General features: G+C 73.5%; 12 protein-coding genes and 2 pseudogenes. 2 read left to right on the top strand and 12 right to left on the bottom strand.

Annotated features, from left to right (window positions below):
- Nucleotides 1–3 precede the first annotated feature (3 nt).
- From hutH to KIF24_RS23525, 6 genes and pseudogenes are all read right to left on the bottom strand, one after another.
- A complete protein-coding gene (gene hutH, locus KIF24_RS23550) occupies nucleotides 4–1,539 on the bottom strand; it encodes a histidine ammonia-lyase (protein ID WP_221085881.1) in 1,536 nt (511 codons plus the stop codon).
- Nucleotides 1,536–2,711, bottom strand: coding sequence for an imidazolonepropionase (gene hutI, locus KIF24_RS23545; protein WP_221085880.1), 1,176 nt, complete (start codon nucleotides 2,709–2,711; stop codon nucleotides 1,536–1,538). Before hutI ends, hutH begins: the two co-directional genes overlap by 4 nt.
- A pseudogene (locus KIF24_RS23540) lies at nucleotides 2,708–4,065 on the bottom strand (formimidoylglutamate deiminase). The gene hutI and the pseudogene KIF24_RS23540 overlap by 4 nt, the downstream one beginning before the upstream one ends.
- Nucleotides 4,062–5,258 carry an allantoate amidohydrolase gene (locus KIF24_RS23535; RefSeq protein ID WP_331461255.1) on the bottom strand — a complete coding sequence of 399 codons (1,197 nt, stop codon included), beginning with the start codon at nucleotides 5,256–5,258 and terminating at the stop codon, nucleotides 4,062–4,064. Before KIF24_RS23535 ends, KIF24_RS23540 begins: the two are co-directional and overlap by 4 nt.
- Entirely contained in the window at nucleotides 5,255–6,967 is a 1,713-nt protein-coding gene (hutU, locus tag KIF24_RS23530) for a urocanate hydratase (protein WP_221085878.1), read from the bottom strand. The genes KIF24_RS23535 and hutU overlap by 4 nt, the downstream gene beginning before the upstream one ends.
- A gap of 12 nt (nucleotides 6,968–6,979) precedes the next feature.
- Nucleotides 6,980–7,827, bottom strand: a pseudogene (locus KIF24_RS23525) (MurR/RpiR family transcriptional regulator).
- Between the two features lie 92 nt (nucleotides 7,828–7,919).
- Between KIF24_RS23525 and KIF24_RS23520 the strand changes: the two are divergent.
- Nucleotides 7,920–9,530 (top strand): hypothetical protein, encoded by a 1,611-nt coding sequence (locus KIF24_RS23520; protein WP_221085877.1) that lies wholly within the window; start codon nucleotides 7,920–7,922, stop codon nucleotides 9,528–9,530.
- Between the two features lie 33 nt (nucleotides 9,531–9,563).
- Here KIF24_RS23520 and opgC read toward each other — a convergent pair whose 3' ends face one another.
- Entirely contained in the window at nucleotides 9,564–10,691 is a 1,128-nt protein-coding gene (gene opgC / locus KIF24_RS23515; protein WP_221085876.1) for an OpgC domain-containing protein, read from the bottom strand.
- Between the two features lie 735 nt (nucleotides 10,692–11,426).
- Between opgC and KIF24_RS23510 the strand changes: the two genes are divergently transcribed.
- A complete protein-coding gene (locus tag KIF24_RS23510; RefSeq protein WP_221085875.1) occupies nucleotides 11,427–12,776 on the top strand; it encodes a trypsin-like peptidase domain-containing protein in 1,350 nt (449 codons plus the stop codon).
- A 19-nt stretch (nucleotides 12,777–12,795) separates the two neighbouring features.
- Here KIF24_RS23510 and KIF24_RS23505 read toward each other — a convergent pair whose 3' ends face one another.
- Genes KIF24_RS23505 through KIF24_RS23485 form a run of 5 tightly spaced genes read right to left on the bottom strand, consistent with a single transcriptional unit; the run spans nucleotide 12,796 to nucleotide 19,687 of the window.
- Nucleotides 12,796–14,907, bottom strand: a complete 2,112-nt coding sequence (locus KIF24_RS23505; RefSeq protein WP_221085874.1) for an acyltransferase family protein — start codon at nucleotides 14,905–14,907, stop codon at nucleotides 12,796–12,798.
- Nucleotides 14,904–16,295, bottom strand: coding sequence for an O-antigen ligase family protein (locus KIF24_RS23500; RefSeq protein ID WP_221085873.1), 1,392 nt, complete (start codon nucleotides 16,293–16,295; stop codon nucleotides 14,904–14,906). The genes KIF24_RS23505 and KIF24_RS23500 overlap by 4 nt, the downstream gene beginning before the upstream one ends.
- Before the next feature lies 1 nt (nucleotide 16,296).
- Nucleotides 16,297–17,658 carry a lipopolysaccharide biosynthesis protein gene (locus KIF24_RS34720; protein WP_221085872.1) on the bottom strand — a complete coding sequence of 454 codons (1,362 nt, stop codon included), beginning with the start codon at nucleotides 17,656–17,658 and terminating at the stop codon, nucleotides 16,297–16,299.
- Nucleotides 17,655–18,722, bottom strand: coding sequence for a glycosyltransferase (locus KIF24_RS23490; protein WP_221085871.1), 1,068 nt, complete (start codon nucleotides 18,720–18,722; stop codon nucleotides 17,655–17,657). The genes KIF24_RS34720 and KIF24_RS23490 overlap by 4 nt, the downstream gene beginning before the upstream one ends.
- Nucleotides 18,722–19,687, bottom strand: coding sequence for a glycosyltransferase family 2 protein (locus tag KIF24_RS23485; RefSeq protein ID WP_221085870.1), 966 nt, complete (start codon nucleotides 19,685–19,687; stop codon nucleotides 18,722–18,724). Before KIF24_RS23485 ends, KIF24_RS23490 begins: the two co-directional genes overlap by 1 nt.
- Between the last annotated feature and the right edge of the window lie 118 nt (nucleotides 19,688–19,805).

Genomic DNA, 19,805 nt, shown 5'->3' with positions numbered 1-19,805 from the left:
CGGCTAGCCGAGCGGACCCAGCTCGACTTCGATGGCGGCGCGGAGGTCGGGGCTGGCCACCACGGCGCGGGCGGCTTCCATCAGCGGGGCGAGGAAGACGTCCGGGCCGGGCTCACCGACGATGTCGCCCAGCGCCGCGATCGCCGCCCGGCCGGCCGGCGACGGCGTCAGCGGCGCCCGCAGCTGCAACCCGCGTACGCCGGCGAGCAGCTCCACCGCGAGCAGGCTGGTCAGGTTGTCCAGGACGGTGCGCAGCTTCTTGGCCGCCGCCCAGCCCATCGAGACGTGGTCCTCCTGCATGCCGCTGGTGGGCAGCGAGTCCACCGAGGCGGGCGCGGCGAGGCGGCGATTCTCCGCGACGATGCCGGCCGCCGTGTACTGGGCGATCATCAGGCCGGAGTTGACTCCCGCGTCGGGGGAGAGGAACGCCGGCAGGTCCCGGGAACGGGTGACGTCGAGCAGCCGGTCCACCCGGCGTTCGGAGATCGCGCCCACCTCGGCGGCGGCGATGGCCAGGAAGTCCGCCCCGAAGCCCAGCGGTGCGCCGTGGAAGTTGCCGGTCGACTCCACCTGGCCGTCGGTGAGCACCACCGGGTTGTCCACCACCGAGACCAACTCCCGGGCGGCGACGGTGCGGACGAAGTCCAGGGTGTCCCGGGCCGCGCCGGCGACCTGCGGTGCGCAGCGCATCGAGTAGGCGTCCTGGACCGCGTGCGCCAGGTCGTCGCGGTGCGAGTCCATCACCGCCGACTCCTGCAACAACCGGTGGATGTTCGCCGCCGAGACGCCCTGACCGGGGTGCGGGCGGATGGCGTGCAACTCCGGCCGGAACGGCCGTTCCGAGCCGAGCATCGCCTCGATGGCCAGCGCGGCGGTCACGTCGGCCATGGTGAACAGGTGTGCCGCGTCGTGGATCGCCAGCAGCAGCATGCCGAGCATGCCGTCGGTGCCGTTGATCAGCGCCAGCCCCTCCTTGGCGGCCAGCTGCACCGGGGTGAGGCCGGCCCGGCGCACGGCGTCCGCGGCGGGTACCCGTTCGCCGGCCGGGCCGAGCACCCAGCCCTCGCCGAGCAGCACCAGCGCGCAGTGCGCCAACGGCGCCAGGTCACCGGAGGCGCCCAGCGACCCGTGTTCCGGCACCCACGGGGTGACGTCGTGGTTGAGCAGGTCCACCAGCGCGGCGGCGACAAGCGGGCGCACCCCGGAGCGGCCCAGGGCCAGCGAGCGGGCCCGCAGCAGCATCATCGCCCGCACCACCTCGCGCGGCATCGGCGCGCCCACCCCGGCGGCGTGCGAGCGGATCAGTGCGTGCTGCAACTCGGCCCGGCGCTCGGGGGCGACGAAGGTGTTGGCGAGGGCACCGAAGCCCGTGGAGACGCCGTACACGGGACGGCCGGCGGCCTCGATCCCGTCCACGATGGACCGGCTGGTCGCCATCGCGTCGACGGCGGCCGGATCGAGGACGACCTTGGCGCCGCCGCGCGCCACGGCGAGCACGTCGGTGGGGGAGATCCCGGTGGGCTGGATGGTCACGGTCATCGCGGTACTCCGTTGTGCAGGACCCGGCGGATCAGGGGAACTCCGGGCCGGTAGGCCAGGTGCAGGTGGGACGGCGCGTCGAGGATGATCAGGTCGGCCCGGGCGCCGGGCCGCAGCACGCCGATGTCGTCGCGGCGCAGCGCCCGCGCGCCGCCGGCGGTCGCGGCCCAGACGGCCTCCGCCGGGGTCATCCGCATCTCGCGGACGGCCAGCGCGACGCAGAACGGCATCGACGAGGTGTACGACGAGCCGGGGTTGCAGTCGGTGGCCAGGGCCACGGTGACCCCGGCGTCGAGCAGCCGCCGGGCGTCCGGATACGGCGACCGGGTGGAGAACTCGGCGCCGGGCAGCAGGGTGGCCACGGTCTCCGCGCCGGCCAGCGCGTCGACGTCGGCGTCGGCCAGGTGGGTGCAGTGATCGACGCTGGCCGCGCCCAGCTCCACCCCGAGCCGCACGCCCGGACCGGGGCTCAGCTGGTTGGCGTGCACCCGCACGCCCAGCCCCACCGCCTGCCCGCAGGTCAGGATCGCGCGGGCGTGGTCGGCGTCGAAGGCGCCCCGCTCGCAGAACACGTCGATCCAGCGGGCGTGCGGGGCGGCGGCGGCCAGCATCGGCCCGCAGACCAGTCCCACGTACTCGTCGGGTCGGTCGGCGTACTCGGCCGGGACCACGTGCGCGCCGAGGAAGGTGGTCTCCGCGGTCACCTCGGCGGCGATCCGCAGCGAGCGGGCCTCGTCGGCGACGGTCAAGCCGTACCCGCTCTTGATCTCGATCGTGGTGGTGCCCTGTCGCGACGCCTCCGCGTGCAGCCGGCGCACGGTGGCCCGCAGCTCGCCGTCGCTCGCGGCGCGGGTGGCGCCGACCGTGGTCCGGATGCCACCGCCGGTGTACGGCCGCCCGGCCATCCGGGCGGCGAACTCGGTGGCCCGGTCGCCGGCGAAGACCAGGTGGGCGTGGCTGTCCACGAAGCCGGGCAGCACCGCGGCCCCGCCCGCGTCGACGCGGCGGTCCGCGGCCGGCGCGTCGACGGCCGGGCCGATCCAGGCCACCTCGCCGTCCTCGACGAGCACCGCGACCCGCCGCCGGATCCCCAGCGGACCGCCCTCGCCCCGGCCGGGGTCGTTGGTGACCAGTTCACCGATGTTGTCCACCAGCAGGCTGCCCGCGCTCACCCGGTCACCTCCGCGATGGCCGTGGACAGTTCCGGTGCCACGTCGACGGTCAGGTGTCGGCCGTCGCGGACCAGCACCCGTCCGTCCACCACCACCTGCGCCACGTCGGCGGCGCTCGCCGCGAACCAGGCGCCCGCCGGGGCACGCCGGCCGTGCGTGCCGTGTCCAGCCGCACCGTGACCAGGTCGGCGCGGTCGCCGACCGCGATCCGGCCGGCGTCGGCCCAGCCCAACGCGGCGTGCCCGGCCTCGCTCGCGGCGGCCAGCAACTCCGCCGGGGCGAAGTGGCCGCGCCGCCGGGTACGCAGCCGCTCGTCCAACTCGACCGCCCGCGCCTCCTCGAACGGGTCGATCACGGCATGACTGTCGCTGCCCAGGCTGAGCGGGATGCCCGCGTCGGCCAACCGGCGGGCCGGCCCGATGCCGTCGGCGAGTTCCCGCTCGGTGGTCGGGCAGAGACACACCCCGGTCCGGCTCTCCCCGAGCAGGCTCACGTCGGCGCTGGTGGGGTGGGTGGCATGCACCGCCGTGGTGGCCCGGCCGAGCACACCGTGGTCGGCGAGCAGCCGGGTCGGGGTGCGGCCGTGCACCGCCCGGCAGGCGTCGTTCTCGGCGGGCTGCTCCGACAGGTGCACGTGCAGCGGCGCGTCCCGGCGCTGCGCCCAGCCGGCGACGGTGGCGAGCTGTCCGGCCGGCACCGCGCGGACCGAGTGGATCGCCGCGCCCAGCCGGGCGTGCCCACCGTCGGGGTCGAACGCGTCGACCCGCTCCGCCCAGCGCGCCGCGTCACCGTCGCCGAAGCGCTGCTGCGGCCCGACCAGCGGCCGGCCGTCCACCGACGCGGTCAGGTAGCAGGCGTCCAGCAGGGTCAGCCGGATCCCGGCGTGCGCCGCGGCCTCGACCAGCGCCGCACCCATCGCGTTCGGGTCGGCATAGGGGGTGCCGTCGGGCCCGTGGTGCAGGTAGTGGAACTCGCCCACGCAGCTGATCCCGGCCAGCGCCATCTCGGCGTAGACCGCCCGCGCCAACGCGAGGCAGGAGTCGGGGTCCAGCCGGGTGGCGACGGCGTACATCTGGTCGCGCCAGCTCCAGAAGTCACCGCGGCCACCGTGGGTGCGCCCGCGCAGCGCCCGGTGGAAGGCGTGCGAGTGGGCGTTGGCCAGGCCCGGCAGCGTCAACCCGGGCAGCCGCACCGCGTCGGCCAGCACGTCGACGCCGGCGTCCGGCCGGCCGGCCGGGGCCAGCGGGGTCACGCCGGTGATCCGCTCGTCGACCGTCTCGATCAGCACGTCCGGGGTCGGTGCGGCCTGCCCCGGCAGCCAGGCGTACTCCGCGAGCCAGCGGGTCGAGGTCATCTGGTCAGCTCCTCCAGCACGCGGGCCAGGGAGGTCACCCCGGCGGCGCAGTCGGCGTCGGTGGCCGACTCGGCGGGAGAGTGCGACACCCCGGTCGGGTTGCGGACGAAGAGCATCGCGGTCGGCACGTGGGCCGCGAGCACTCCCGCGTCGTGCCCCGCCCCGGTGGGCAGCACCGGGGCGTCCAGCAGCCGGGCCAGCCGGTCGGCCAGCCCGCCGTCGAACGCCACCAGCGGCGTCGCCGACTCCTCGGTCAGGGTGACCTCCGTGCCGTCGCGCCGGGCCCGCTCGGTGACCTTGGCCCGCACCGCCTCGACCAGCCCGGTCAGGGTGGCCGGCTCGGCCGCCCGCGCGTCCAGCCAGCCGGTCACCCGGGACGGGATCGCGTTCGTCGCGTTCGGCTCCACCGCCACCCGACCCACGGTGGCGTGGGCGCCGCGCAGCCGGGCCTCCTTGTTCGCCGCCAGCACCGTGAAGGCGTACGTCAACATGGGGTCGCGGCGGTCGGCCATCCGGGTCGTACCGGCGTGGTTTCCCTCGCCGGTGAAGTCGAAGCGCCAGCGCCCGTGCGGCCAGATCGCGCTGGCCACCGCGACCGGCGCGGCCTGGTCGACCAGCGCGCGGCCCTGCTCGACGTGCAGTTCCACGAAGGCGGCCAGCCGGCCGAGCAGCGCCGGGTCGGCGCCCGCCGGCCGGTCACCCAGCGCCTCGGCGAAGCTCACCCCGGCCGCGTCGCGCAGCCCGGCCGCCCGCTGCGCCGCGATCTGCCCGGTGAGCAGCCGCGAACCCAGGCACGGTACGCCGAACCGGGCGCCTTCCTCCTCGACGAACGCGCCGACGACGAGGGGCCGGGCCGGTGTGACACCGGCCGCGCGCAACTCGTCCACGGCGAGCCAGGCGCTGACGATGCCCAGCGGCCCGTCGTACGCGCCGCCGTGCGGCACCGAGTCGAAGTGGCTGCCGGTGAGGATCGCACCGCCGGCCTCCGGGTCACCCCACCAGGCGAAGAGGTTGCCGTTGCCGTCGTCCCGCACCGGCATGCCCCGCGCGTCGGCCTGCTTCCGGAACCACTCCCGCAGCCGCAACTCCGGCTCGGTGAGCGCGTAGCGCAGGTACCCACCGCCGCGGCCGTCCCGCCCGATCGGGGCGATCTCGTCCCACAGCGCGCGGAACCGGCCGGCCAGCCCGCTCACGGGCAACCCTCCGCCATCGGGACGGGGACGCCGGTGCGGTCGGCGACCTCGCGGGCGGCGTCGTAGCCGGCGTCGACGTGCCGGATGACGCCCATCGCCGGATCGTTGGTGAGCACCCGCTCGATCTTCTGCCCGGCCAGGGCGGTGCCGTCGGCGACGCAGACCTGTCCGGCGTGGATGGAGCGGCCGATGCCCACCCCACCGCCGTGGTGGATGGACACCCAGGACGCGCCGCTCGCCGTGTTGACCAGCGCGTTGAGCAACGGCCAGTCGGCGATCGCGTCGGAGCCGTCGGCCATCGCCTCGGTCTCCCGGTACGGGCTGGCCACGCTGCCGCAGTCCAGGTGGTCCCGGCCGATCACCACCGGTGCGCTCAACTCGCCCGAGGCGACCATGTCGTTGAACCGTACGCCCGCCCGATCCCGCTCGCCGTAGCCCAGCCAGCAGATCCGTGCCGGCAGGCCCTGGAAGGCGACCCGCTCGCCGGCCAGCCGGATCCACCGGGCGAGGGACTCGTTCTCCGGGAAGAGTTCCAGGATCGCCCGGTCGGTGGCGGCGATGTCGGCCGGGTCGCCGGAGAGCGCCGCCCACCGGAACGGGCCCCTGCCCTCGCAGAACAGCGGCCGGATGTACGCCGGCACGAAGCCGGGGAAGTCGAAGGCCCGCTGGTACCCGCCGAGTCGGGCCTCGCCGCGGATCGAGTTGCCGTAGTCGAAGACCTCCGCGCCGGCGTCGAGGAAGCCGACCATCGCCTCGACGTGCTTCGCCATCGACTCCCGGGCCCGCTCGGTGAACTCGGCCGGCTTGGCCGCCGCGTAGTCGCGGGCGTCGGCCAGCTCGATCCCCTCCGGCAGGTACGACAGCGGGTCGTGCGCGCTGGTCTGGTCGGTGACGATGTCGATCGGTACGCCCCGGCGCAGCAGCTCGGGGAAGACGGCGGCGGCGTTGCCGACCACGCCGACGCTGCGCGCCCGCCGGTCCCGCTTCGCCGCGAGGACCCGCTCGACCGCGTCGTCCAGATCGTCGGCGATCTCGTCCAGGTAGCGGTCGTGCATCCGCCGCGCCAGCCGGCCGCGGTCCACGTCCACGATCAGGCAGGTGCCGCCGTTCATGGTGACCGCCAGGGGCTGCGCCCCGCCCATCCCGCCGCAGCCGCCGGTCAGCGTCAGCGTGCCCGCCAGGGTTCCACCGCCGGCCTGCTGCCCGTCGCCGCGGGCGCCGGCGAGCTTGGCCGCGACCGCCGCGAACGTCTCGTAGGTGCCCTGGAGGATGCCCTGGGTGCCGATGTAGATCCACGACCCGGCGGTCATCTGGCCGTACATGGTCAGGCCGAGCTGCTCCAGGCGGCGGAACTCCGGCCAGGTCGCCCAGTCGCCGACCAGGTTCGAGTTGGCCAGCAACACCCGGGGCGCCCACTCGTGGGTGCGCATGACGCCGACCGGCCGGCCCGACTGCACCAGCATCGTCTCGTCGTCGCGCAGCTCGGTCAGCGTCCGCACCAGCGCGTGGTACGACGGCCAGTCCCGGGCCGCCCTACCGGTGCCGCCGTAGACCACCAGGTCGTCCGGGCGCTCGGCCACCTCGGGGTCGAGATTGTTCATCAGCATCCGCAGCGCGGCCTCCTGCGGCCAGTTGCGGGCGCTGCGTTCGGTGCCGCGCGCGGCACGGATGTGTCCACTGCCGCGTGCGGCCCCGGTGGAATGCGTCATCGGGAACTCCTCCTAACCGAGGAACAACTGTCGACGGGTGGCTGAGGCTTCGAACGCCTCCAACCTCCGCTGGGTCTCGGCCGGGGCGGCGTCGCAGATCGCCTGGAGCAGCACCATGGCCAGGGTCATCGGGGCGGTGTGCAGGTCGAAGACGAGCTGCGCGCCGACCGCGGCGGGCAGCACCACGTCGGCGTGCTCGGCCGCCGGGCTCACCGGCGAGTCGGTGATGGCGACCACGGCCAGCCCCGCGTCGCGGGCCTCGCGCAGCGCGTCCAGGGTCTCCCGGGGTAGCGGGGCAGCACGAAGGCCAGCAGCGCCCGCGCCCCGGCCTCGGCGGCCTGTTCGAGTCGGTCGGCGAGCAGGCTGCCGCCGGCGTCGAGCACCCGCACGTCCGGGTGCACCTTCGCGGCGAAGTAGGCGAAGTACGAGGCCAGCGGTGCGGCGGAACGCAGGCCGAGCACCGGCAGCGGCCGGCTGGCGGCCAGCAGCCGACCGGTGGCGGCGATCCGGTCCCGGTCGGCGAGCTGCCCGGCCAGCCGGTCCAGGTTGCCGATCTCGGCGCGTACCGCCTGCTGGAGTTCGTTGCCGGCGGTCGCCGGGCCGGGCGCGGCAGCGGTCAGCTCCCGCAGCCGGCGCCGCAGGGCGGGATAGCCGTCGTGGCCCAGTGCCACCGCGAACCGGGTCACCGACGGCTGGCTGACCCCGGCCAGCTCGGCGACCTCGGCGGCGGAGAGATAGCCGATGGCGGGAGCGTGCTGCACCAGGCAGTGCGCGATGCGGCGCTGGGTGGGGGTCAGCCGGACGCCCTGAAAGAGGCCGAGCAGGCGATCACCCGGCGCCGCGACCGCCGTGTTATTCATGGCGCGACTATATGCAAGAAAAATTTCAGGAAGCAAGCGTGCGGCGCATTCCGAGTACCATCCGGACGCCCTCTCTACGAACAAGGAACAGCGTGGTTGCACTCAAGGACGGCGTGTCTGCCCCCGCCGAGCGAACGATCCCCACCCGGAGCCTGAGCCTGCTCCCCGTCCTGAAGGAGGCCGGACCAGTCGTCGTGCTGGTCGGCCTCTTCTTCGTGGTCAACGACATCGGGTCGTGGCTGACCGCGCAGTACTGGGGTGACGAGGCCTGGGTAGCACTGTCCACCCGGCTCCCGCTCGCTGACCTCCCGGTGACCACCTCGTCCAGTCCGCTCGGCTGGAGCCTGCTGCTCCGGCTGGTCCCGGACATCGACTACCTGCGGATCGTCCCGCTCGGATTCCAACTGCTCACCGTCGTGACCGCCTACCTGCTCGGTCGACTCCTGGTCAGCGAGCGTGGCCACGGCGTTCTCGTCGGCACCGTCACCGCGGCGGCCGTCCTGCTCGTGCCGGTCCAGCAGACCCGCCACGATCTGAAGCAGTACACCGCCGACGCGGCCGTGGCGGTCACGCTGCTCGCCCTGGCGTGCTGGACGGAGCGGTCCTGGTCACGTGGCCGGCTCGCCGTCACGGTGGCCGCGGTGGCGGTGGGCATGCTGCTCAGCCACACGACCGCCATCGTCGCACCCTGCGTCTTCGGCGGGCTGTTGCTCGCACCCGTCGTGCGCCGCCAGTGGGCACGGGCGGTCGAGGCGGCCACCGCCGGGCTGGTTGCCGGCGTGGCTGTCGCCGCGGTCTACCTCGGTGTCTCGGCCAGCGGGAACAACGACGCGATGGTCGACTACTGGACGGCGTACTTCCCGGCACCGACCGAACTGCCGGGACACCTCGCCGCCCGGATCGGCGCCCTGCTGCCGCTGCTCGGCGTTCCCGGCTGGATCCTCGCCGTGCTCCTCCTGGTGGGCGTGTCGACCCTCGCCCGGCGGGGGCGCCCGGGCACCGCCGTCGCGGTCCTGTTGCTGCCGGTGGCCGTGTCCGCGTTGGGCATCGCGCGGATCTATCCGCTGCTCGATTCGCGCACGTCACACTTCCTGCTCGTGGTCACGATCCTGCTGGCCGGTGTCGGCGCCGCGGGCCTGGCCGACCTGGTCGCCCTGGCCGCCCGCGCAAGGGCGCTGCGCCCCCTTGCCGTGGCCACCGTGACCTGCGCGATTCTGATCGGCGGCTACGCCGTCGCCAACCACCGTTGGTACCGCTTCGACGGTCACGAACCCGGAGTCTGGCGTTCCCACATGGCGATGACGGGCATCGGTACGGCCACCAGGCACGTGGCGGCCCACGCCGGACCGCACGACATCGTGGTGGTCAGCGCGACCGCCTGGTTCGGGTTCACCCTCTACTCGGAGCAGGATCCCCTCACGCTTGTCGCGCCGGTTCCCGGCACCGTCGGTTGGACGGTCGCCATGCCCACCCGGCCGGACGTGATCGTTCCCTGCCTCACCTGCCGGGACATGCAGAGCATCCGGAACGCCCTGGACGGGATCCTGGCGCGGGCCGCGGCCGGGCCCGCGGACACCCGGGTCTATCTGATCCGCTCCTACACCCATCCGAACGAGCCGCAGTGGCGGGAGGCGCTCCGCGCGTACCGGGTGACACAGGTCACCGACGGACCGGAGCCGGTGCTGCTGATCAGCAGCACCTGAGCGGGTCGGCGGGGCAGGGGCGCCAGCCGCGTCTCACCCGGCCCGGGCGGGCTCCTGCTCGGCCGGCCGCGGGCCGCCGCGGGTCGCGGCCGGTGCGGACCAGTTGTCCCTGAGCACGGCCCACAGCCAGCACAGGACCAGCACCTGGAAGACGGAGACCTGCGCGGCCAGCGACACCGTCGACACCCTGGTCACCGTGGGCAGGACGGCCACGGCGACGGAGAGGATGACGAACGAGTCCAGGCTGCGTCGTCCCAGCCGTTCCAGTTCGGTCAGCAGCAGCCTGGCGACGCGCCGCACGGGAGCCGAGTCCAGGATCCGGTAGGCGATCACGAACGCCGCCCAGCCCAGGATGAGCCGGCCGGGGCCGAGCGCGCTCTTGTCCAGGAGCCAGGTCGTGAACCGCGCCCCGGTGGTCCCGTCCGCCAGCAGCACCCTCGCCGCTGCCGCGGCTGCGGTGCCACCGAGCAGGACGACTCCGGCGGTGACGACGCCGGCCCGGCTCGCCACCGGCTGCCGGACCTGGTGCCAGTACCAGCCGACGATCAGCGCGGACATGAAGAGCAGTTGCCAGGTCGCCCAGTTGAAGTAGCCCGGATCGCCCTTCTGCTGGGGCAGCGTCGTCCACTGCCCCACCAGCATGCCGACGGTGTAGAGGGCGACGGAGCCGACGACCACCAGCTTCCAGCGACCGGCCCGCAGGGCGGCGACGGCGAGGGCGGCGAGCGAGAGCAGGATGATGTAGAGCGGCAGGATGTCGAGGAACGTCGGGGAGAGCTGCAGGGTGACCAGATGCCAGAGCACCTCCAGCGGGCCGCCGTAGACGTCCAGGTCCGGCAGCGAGCGGTGGGTTCCGGGCCGCCACAGGGCCATGACGATCGCCAACGCCACGATCGAGACGTGGGCCAGGTAGAGCAGCCCCACCCGGCGCATGATCTTGATGGTCGCCTGGCGGCTGCCGGACCGCTGGGAGACTCGGCGCTGCACCAACCCGATCACCAGCCCGGACATCAGGATGAACCCGGACGCCGCATCCACCCAGGGGTGGCGGCTGACCGCCCAGAGCCGGGAGTGGAGGGCGAGGTGTCCGATGATCATGCTGACGATGCAGATGCCGCGTAGCGCGTCCAACGCGCCGTCGCGTCCGGGCTTGGAACTCACCGCGGTCCCCCTCGTGCGTCCGCCGGAGACCGGCCCGACCCTGCTGTGGCTGCCCCGGCCGTGACCGGCCCGGCGGAACGAGCGTAAGTTACGGGTTCACGTTCGACCGGGCAAGGGGCCGACCGCGGGCCGCGGGCGGGCCGATCGGCAAGCCGCCACCCGGGCGGTCGATCCAGGGTGGAGGACGAGGTCCTCGTCACACCTCCCGGCGCCAGCCGGTGCGGCGGCCACCGAGCCCGTCTCGGTAGTATCCGGACGGCGGTTGAGTGGAGGAGTTGGCATGCAGCCGGAGAGCCCCTACAGGTTCACCCACTTGTTGGGCGGCTCCCCGGTGGGTAAGGCGTGGGCGGCCATCGACGGGCAGGGCCGATTCGTGACCGTGGCCGTGCTGGACGCCACCGTCGCCGCCACTGCGGGTTGGCGAGAGGCCTTCGCCGGGATCGCGAACTCGCTCGCCCAGTCGCCCGCCGGTCCGGCGTTCACGTACGCGGACTTCTCGGCTGCCGCCCCCTGGGTGGCGTACCCCGCCGAGGCGGGGCCGGGCGCGGAGCGGCTCCTCCGGGCGCTCGGCGTGGACTACCAGCCGGTGCCCGTCGCTCCGCCGCCCGTTCCCGCCCCGCCGCCCGGCGTGCCGACCTCGGGTGTGCCGACCTCGGGGTGCCGACGTCCGGTGTGCCCGCTTCCGGCGCTCCCGCCACGCCCGGGGCCGCACCGGCGACCGCGGACACCGTGCAGATGCCGGCCGCACCGGTTGCGCTACCCGCCGACCCCCCGCCGTACGACCCGTTCGCGGCTCCCGGCCGCCGGATCAGGCCCTCGCCGCCGCCGAAGCGGCGAACCGGCCTGCTGGCCTCCGTCGCAGCGCTGCTCCTGGTGGCCACCGTCGGTGGGACAGCGGCTCTCTGGATCGCCATGGCGGACGGGCCGGACGAGCCGACGGCCGCACCGACCACGACCACCCTCGCACCCGGCATCGAACCCTGGGCGGAGGCGGTGCCGCGAAGCCCGCAGGAGCGTGCCCTGGCCACCGCCGCCCCCGCGGTGGTCTTCCTGGAGACCACCATCACCGGGTACGTCCGGAACAAGCAGGACGCCGTCCTGCTGCATCCCGAGCCGTTCACCTTCAGCCGGCGCTGCACCGGCGTGGTGGTCCGCCACGACGGGCAGGTCCTCACCAACGCCCAGTGCGTGCGGCCCAGCGCGGACCTCATGCTCGGTCACGGCCTGGCCGAGTTGGCCAGGACGCTCGTCGCCGCCGGCCGGCTGAAGCCCGAAGAGGTCGACGCCCACACCCGTGCCCACACCGCCACGACCGTCTTCACCGGCCGCGAGCCCGGTGCGCAACCCGAGTCGCGGCTCTACGGGCAGCTGAACGTCGCCACCGGTGACAGGACCGACAGCCCGGCGATCCCCGGGACCGTCGTCCAGACCCTCCCGGTAGCGGAGGGCAACCTGGCTCTGGTCGAACTCGACGAGACGGACCTTCCCGCCGTCGCGGTGAACACCTCCACCGAGATCGCGCCGGAGACCGCACTGCTGGTGCTCGGCTACGGCACCACCGACACCGAGTACCGCTTCGCCACCTACCGCGTGCTGGCCAAGCCGGTGCAGGTGACCGAGGTGGACCTCGCCTCGTCGGCCTACCGGGTCAGCGACGACGTCGGTGCCTCCTCACGTGGCGGGGTCGTGGTCGACCAGCAGGGCCGGGTGGTCGGGATGCTCGACAACGACCTGCTGCGCCCCGACCGGGCGAACCGGTTGACGGTGCCGGCGGCCAGGATGACCGGCCTGCTCGACACCGCCGGCATCGACAACAGTCTCGGCGAGCCGGACGAGCTCTACCGCGAAGGGCTCGACGCCTACTTCGGCGGCGACGAGCGGGGTGCCGCCGCTCTGTTCGACGTGGTCGTGGAGCGTTCCCCCCGTAACGCGCTGGCACAGGCGTACCGGGAGGCGGCCCGCACCACCGGCGGAGCCGAGTCTGACCGAACCGGTTGGTTGGTGCCGGTGCTGATCGCCGCCGGGGTCGCGCTCGCCGGCGGGCTCACCCTGGTGGCCGTGCTGCGCCGACGCGGGAACCGGTAGCCGGTTGCCGCGTCGGCACTCACCGCGCGATCCTGCCGATGACCGGTACCAGGGCGTCCCTGAACAGCGGCGCCAGCTTGCGGGCGTACTCGGCGGTGACGTGGTTCCCGTCGAGTCGCACGATCACCCCGCCGGCGAAGATCGGGCACTGTCCCGAGACGCAGAACCAGTCCGTGGTGCCGACGTGCCACGAGCCCGGTGCACTCCACACCCGACGGTCGACCTCGGCGTACGCCAGGTGACGGTCGGCGAGCGTGGAGACGCAGTCACCGGGCGCGGCCAGCCGGGTGATGCAGGTCTTCGGGTCCAGGCCCACGGGCGGCGGTTGCAGCGCCACCACCTTTCCGGCCGAGGCGAGCCACTCCTCCCGGACCAGGCGGACACCGCTCTCCCACTCGGTCAGCGACGGCTCTCCCCCGGCCGCGACGAACCGTTGGTGGTAGGCGTTGCCGACAATCACCAGTTCAGGCCGGAAATCCTTGACGAGCCGGCGGATCGCCGACCGGTGGCCCGGACAGGCCCGGGTGATGCTGTCGACGGGGGAGACCGTCTCCGCGGCGAGGAACGGGCAGCCCGGGTAGGTGAGGTTCGAAACCGACCAGCCGGCCGGCTCCAGCACCTGCCGGACCATCGGTAGCCAGGCGGTCCCGATCGAGTCACCGACCACGAACGCCAGCTTGCGGGGGCGCGGTCTGAGGCCGCAGTCGTCGCCCTCCGGCTCCGGCCGGCAGCCGTTCTTCTCCGCCAGGCCCAGCCTGCCCAACTCGCCCGCCGGGGGGGTCAGCACCGGCCATTCGGTGGCGGCCAGCGCCGTGCGGAGCGCAACGGTCAGCTCGTCCTGCGAGGTGACCGCCACCGGCTCCACGGGGGCGGTCGGCGACGGCACCCGGACCGTTACCGTCACGACGGCAGCCGCCGTCGCGACCAGCGCCACCAGGCCGGCGGCGGGTCGGGCCAGGGCCGCCCCCGTGCGCGGGCGCGGCGCCCCTGTCCGCCGGCGCTCCAACCAGCTCGACCGGCGCACCGGATCCTCGACCAGGTGATAGGAGAGCACCGAGAGCAGCACCGTGCCGCCGAGCGTGAGCAGCGGCACGACGACCCCGGTGCCCGGCAGCGCAGCGCCGATCAGGATGAGCAGGGGAAAGTGCCACAGGTAGAGGGAGTAGGAGATGTCCCCGGTGTAGCGGGCGACGCGGTTGGTCAGCGGGAACATCAGCCGCTGACCGCCCACGCCGCCCCCGATCACCAGTGTGGCCGAGAGCACCGGCAGGAAGGCGCCCGGGACCGGCATCGGAGTCTGCGGGTCGATGGTGAGGACGGACACCACCAGACCGGTCAGGCCCAGCCATTGGAGCGCCGGCCGTGCCGCCGCCGGGATCCGGGCCAGCCACGGCGCCGCCACGGCGAGCAGCGCGCCGGATCCCAGCTCCCAGGTGCGGGAGAAGGTCGAGAAGTAGGCGGCGGACGGGTGGCGGGCGACCTCCCAGAAGCCGAATGCGATCGAGCCGACGACCACCGTCCCCAGGACCGTGCCCACCACCCACCGCGATGGGCTGCCGTAGCGGCCCGGCGTGGAGAGCGCCAGCACCAGCACGAGCAGCACCGGCCAGACGAGGTAGAACTGTTCCTCGACCGACAGCGACCAGTAGTGCCGCAGCGGCGAGACCGGCCCGTTGGTCTGCCAGTAATCGGTGCCGATGGACGCGAAGCGCCAGTTCGCCGCGAAGAGCCCGGCCCAGAGGGCGTCCCAGGCGGTTGACCGGACCCGCTCGCCGAGGAACACCAGCGACGCGGCGAGGTACGTGCTGACCAGCACCAGTACGGCCACCGGTGCGATCCGCCGCAGCCGCCGGCGATAGAAGTCCGTGAACGAGATGCGGCGGGTCCGCCGGTGTTCCCGGAGCAGCAACCCGGTGATCAGGTAGCCGGAGATGACGAAGAAGACGTCGACGCCGACGAAGCCACCACCCGGCCAGTGGAGAACATGTTCGAGGATCACCACCACGACCGCGACGGCCCGCAGCCCCTGGATGTCCGGGCGGAAACCCGAGCCGGCCTCCCGCGGTCGCGGCGGCGCGGCGTGGTCCGCCGGTGTCGGGAAGGGGCCGGACGCCGCCCGTCCTACGCTCATTCCGGGGAGTCCACCGACCGTAGCGGCACCGACCGGAACGCCTCGGTCGGCGGCGACGGGCCGCCGACCTGGCGACCGGTCACATCGGGTGGCCCGGCCGGCGGTGCGGGCCGGTGCACCACCGGCACGCGCCCGACGGCGGTTACGGGCTCAGCCGGGGGAGGGACGGCCGAGGTAGTCAACATCAGCAGGACGACGATCCAGGTCAGCCCGTCGACCGACAACGGATTCCAGACGACCTCGGTGAACGAGCAGACGACGAGGAGGACGAGCGGCGCCTTGGCGGAGAAGGCCCGGCCGTCGACCGCCGTCCGGCGCAGCAGAGTGGCCAGCCAGAGGCCCCACAGGGTCAACGCGACCAGGCCGCCGGCGAAGATGGCCAGGACGTAGCCCGAGTGGAAGAAGTGACGTGGCGCCTCGCCGATGTCCCGCAGGTAGCTCCACTTCGACACACCGACGCCGGTGATCTCCGCACCGGCGATGTACTCGCGGGCGATGCTCCAGATGTTGCCGCGGTTACTCAGGGTGGTCTTGGTGGCGGTCCAGGTCACGTAGGTGGCCGTGGCCACCGCCCCGACGACCAGCGTCACGCCCAGGGCAAAGTTGATTTTCGGGTAGGAGCGCCGGCGTTCGAGGAGGTGAGCGCCGAGCAACCAGACGCCCAGCACGGCGAGGGCCAGGTAGCTGGTCCGGGACCCGGTGGCGACGATGATCAGCAGACAGAACGACGACGCCGCCAGCAGCTCGGTGCGGCGCAGCGCGCAGGCGGCGGCGACCAGCGTGAACGTGGCGATCATGGCGATGTAGTTCTCGGAGTTGTGCAGACCCCGGAACAGTGCCCCGGCCAGCGAGCACTTCTCCAGCCTCCCGACCGTGCAGGCCCGCCAGGACGCTTCGTAGATGGCGGCCGGAATCGTGAGCGACGACAGCACGGCGAGCCCGGTGTAGGCCATGGCGCGCAGGCTCAGGGAGGTACCGGCCGACATCAGCCACACCGTAGCCAGCAGCAGGCCCGCCGCGGCGTACGCCGGCAACCTCGACCCGTAGACGCCGGAGCCGGCGATCACGTCGACCGCGAGGCACCAGAGCAGCAGCGCCCCGGCCATCGCCAGCGATATCCGCGGCCAGATCTCGGCCGGGCCGCTCAGCCGCCACCGTCGCGTGGCGAACAGCCACGCGAGCAGGCCGAGCACCAGCACACCGATGATCGCCGGCGAGTAGTCGTCGGCGATCCCGGACGCGACACTGGTCAGCACCGCGAAGCCGACGAGCACGACGGCGGTCGGCCCGCCGCCGAAGGCGGCGGCTACGGCAAGCCGTTCGCGGACGAGCCATCCGGCGACCGCGACGGCGGCCGCGGTCAGCAGCACCCCGAACAGCGTCGTCACCTCAGACCCTCTCCAGCTCCCGCTCCGGCCCCGGTGCGCTGGCCTGGTCGCGCCGAAGGGACACCACCAGGCACGCCCACATCAGCACGCCGAGGAGGGCGTTGCCGATCAGGCTGGAGGCGACGGCGCCCTGCCAGCCGTAGATCGGGATGAGCCAGACGTTGAGGCCAGCGTTGACGACGCCCACCACGATCTGGCAGACCGTGCGACGGCCCTGCATCCGGCTACCCGACAGGGCATCGGCGGCGAGATAGTGTATCGCCTTCAGCACCAGGAGTGCGCTCAGGCCCTGCAACGCCAGGGTGGCCGCCTCGTACTCGGCGCCGAAGATCAGGGGCATGGTCCAGGCGAACGCCACCAGCAGCAGGCTGGCCGGCACGCTGAACATCAGGTAGCGCGGCAGCAGGGAGAGCGCGAGGCGCAGGGCCGACCGTAGCCCCTTCCGCCCGGCCTCGAAGAACTTCGGGTACGCCACGGCGGACATGGACCGGGCCGGCGTGTACGCGAAATCGACGACCCGGTAGGCCGCGGCGTAGATGGCGGCGCTCTCCGTCGTACCCAACCGCGACAGCATGACCTTGTCGATGTCGTTGTAGACCGTCTGGGCGGAGAGGCCGACGGCGAACAGCAGCCCGGATCGCGACTGGCCGAGGGCGGCCCGGACGTCCCAGGGCACCCGACCGGCCCCCCGCAGGCTGAACGCGGTGATGACGAGGCTGACCACGGCGGAGATCAGCAACTGGGTGAACGCCCACCCGCGCAGGTCGATCGGGGTGTCCGCCAGGGCGAGCAACAGCGCGCCGGCCAACCGTGCCACGTGCAGCACGGCGGGAATGACCGAGGCGAGGAAGATCCGCCCCCGCGCCTGCACCGACGCGGCCACCGCCTCGATCAGGCGCCACGCGACCAGGTCGGCGAAGGCGAGGCAGAGCAGATCCAGCATGCTCACCGAGTCGCCCCAGATCGCCACCCCCGCCGCGCTGACCAGCACGGTCGCGCCGGCACCGAAGATGGTGGAGAGAAGCAGGCCGCGGGCGAGGTGGCGGGCCCAGTCGGTGGGCGCCTCGGCGTAGCTCTGGAAGATCAGGCTCGGTGCGCCGGCCGACGCGAAGGGGGAGACCACGGCGACCAGGGCGGTGATACCGACGAACAGACCGTAGGTGTCGATGGACATCTCGCGCGCCAGGAGGACGAAGAGCGCCCCCTGGGCGAGGGTCCGCAGCAGCGTGCCGGTGAGGAACTTCCCGGACTTCCGGAGAAATCCGTCCCGTCGACCCGCGAGCAGCGAGCGGCGCCGGTGCGACCTGGGTCGGCTTGGGCCGTCGGTCGTCCCGGTCCCGGCGGCACCAGGGGCAGGATTCACCGGTGCAACGCCTCCACCCACTGGCGGCTGACCTCGGCGGGAGCCAACGCCGTGCACCGGGCGTGCCAGGACTTCTCGAAGTCGCCGTGGGTCGGCCGATCGGCGCCGGTCAGCCGGACGATCACGGCGGCGAGGGCCGACGCGGAGGTGTCCGCCGCCAGCGCCCCGGGCACGAACGTCGGGATCATCTCGTCCAGTGCCGGCACCGGCAGGGCGGCGACCGGCAGACCGGCCTCGGCCGCCTCCACCAGGCTGAACCCGAAGGTCTCGGCGCGGGACGGGTGCACCAGGAGATCCGCCTGGGCGAGCAGTTCGCCGACCCCGGGCACCCTGCCCAGGAACGTCACCCGGTCCTGCATCCCCAGCTCCCGCGTCCTGGCGTGGAGCAACTCGCGCTCCTCGCCGTCGCCGGCGAGCGTCAGGTGGTAGTTGGTCGGGAGCAGGGCCAGCGCGGCGAGCGCGCAGGAGTGGTTCTTGTACGGACGGAAGGCCGCCGTGGTGAGCAACCCGATCCGCCCCTGGTCCACGATCTCCCGGGGGGCGACGAACGGCCGGGGCGGCATCGGATTGGTGACCGTGACCACCTCCTGGCCGGGTGCGAGTTGCCGGACGGTGCGCGCGACCCCGTTGGACACGGCGACCACGAGCCGGGGGCGGAGCCCCTTGAGTCGGGCGAACCGGGCGAGCGTGCGGACCCGGCGGTCGATGCGCAGCCGTTCGGGCAGCAGCGAGTGCTCCCACGCGACGTAGCTGCGCCCGGAGCCGGTGAGGGCGGCACCGACGGGCACGCTGCCCCACAGCCCGCTGGCCACGATCTGGACGTCCGGTGCCAGCTGTTGCAGGCGCCGGCGCAGCGGCGGGACGGCCTCCATCAACCGGGTGATCCGGGAGCCGAGGCCAAGGGTGTCGATGGTGAGGTCGGCCAGCTCGGCGGGGACGCCCCGGGACACGACGGTGGCCGACACCTCCACGCCGTGGGCCTGGAGCCCACGCATCAGCAGCGCCGCCGCCAGCTCCATGCCGTAGAGCGGTTCGAGCTGGGGCAGGACGAAATGCAGTCGCATCAGGGTCGCCCGTCGTTCTGGACCGCTCGGGCGGGGCTGTCGGCGCCCTTGGACCTGCGCATGGCGACCCGTTCGAGCGTCGACCGCGGCACGAGTCCGAGTGCCGCCAGCACCGCGTTGCGGGCCGACGGGGCAGAGTTGCGGCGGATCGCCCGTACCATCTCCCGGACACCCTCCCGGTCGCGTGCCTGCAAGGCGTAGCGGAGGGTCTGGGCGGCGATGAAGTCGGAGAAGGTCGACGGCGACCACACCCCCTCCCAGCGCTGTGCCCAGTTCCAGGAGGTACGCCAGTCGGCGTTCGCGGAGATCGAGCCCGGACTGCCCACCGTGTACACGGCGGTCGCCTCCTCGACCTGGACGATCTTCACCCTGGGCAGCCGCGCGACCCGGACCAGCCAGTCCCAGTCCTGGTGGCGCGGCAACGTCTCGTCCCACCGGCACTCGGTCGCCAACTCGTACGTCGTCAGGAGGGTCGAGGTCGGCAGCGACTGCCGGCCGACGCCGAGGTGACGACGACGGAACAGGTAGTCCTCCGGCAGGATGCCGTCGGGGATCACCTCGACGGGGGCGGCCGTCGGCAGCGGGTCGCCGCCGGCCTTCCGTTGCAGGATCCGCGACGACACGACCGGGCGGAACCCGGCGGCGACCAGGCGCTCCAGGGCGGGCAGCTGGCTCGCCAGCTTCGTCGGCAGCCAGGCGTCGTCGTCGTCCAGGAACGCGATGTGGCTGCCCGGGTCGGCGTGCGCGACGCCGAGGTTGCGGGCGTACGACCCGCGGCGACCACCACCGGTGCAGACCACCCGGTCGATCTGCGGCCCCAGCTCGCGTACCGTCGGCGGCACGTCCGGGGTGTCGCAGACGACCACGACGTACGTGGACGCACCGCTCTGGTGCCGGGCGGACAGGACCGCCTCGGCGATGCTTGGCCGGCCCGTGGTGGGGATCACGACGGATACGTTCGGCATTCGACTCTCCATGCGATGGGGCGCGCCCGTGCCCGGAGGCAGGCCGCTGCGCGGGCGACGTTCAGACGGCGAAGGGCACGATCATGGCTGCCCCGGCGTGCGACCACCGGCTGGCCGA

Source organism: Micromonospora tarapacensis (genome assembly GCF_019697375.1).
Classification (GTDB): Bacteria; Actinomycetota; Actinomycetes; order Mycobacteriales; family Micromonosporaceae; genus Micromonospora; species Micromonospora tarapacensis.
This window is presented reverse-complemented; position numbering and strand designations above follow the sequence as displayed.

What these genes read in the sequence shown, in the direction of transcription:
- hutH (WP_221085881.1), bottom strand. Translation starts at nt 1,539, where the DNA reads ATGACCGTGACCATCCAGCCCACCGGGATCTCCCCCACCGACGTGCTC.
- hutU (WP_221085878.1), bottom strand. Translation starts at nt 6,967, where the DNA reads ATGACGCATTCCACCGGGGCCGCACGCGGCAGTGGACACATCCGTGCC.
- KIF24_RS23510 (WP_221085875.1), top strand. Translation starts at nt 11,427, where the DNA reads ATGCCGGCCGCACCGGTTGCGCTACCCGCCGACCCCCCGCCGTACGAC.
- KIF24_RS23505 (WP_221085874.1), bottom strand. Translation starts at nt 14,907, where the DNA reads ATGAGCGTAGGACGGGCGGCGTCCGGCCCCTTCCCGACACCGGCGGAC.
- KIF24_RS23490 (WP_221085871.1), bottom strand. Translation starts at nt 18,722, where the DNA reads ATGCGACTGCATTTCGTCCTGCCCCAGCTCGAACCGCTCTACGGCATG.
- KIF24_RS23485 (WP_221085870.1), bottom strand. Translation starts at nt 19,687, where the DNA reads ATGCCGAACGTATCCGTCGTGATCCCCACCACGGGCCGGCCAAGCATC.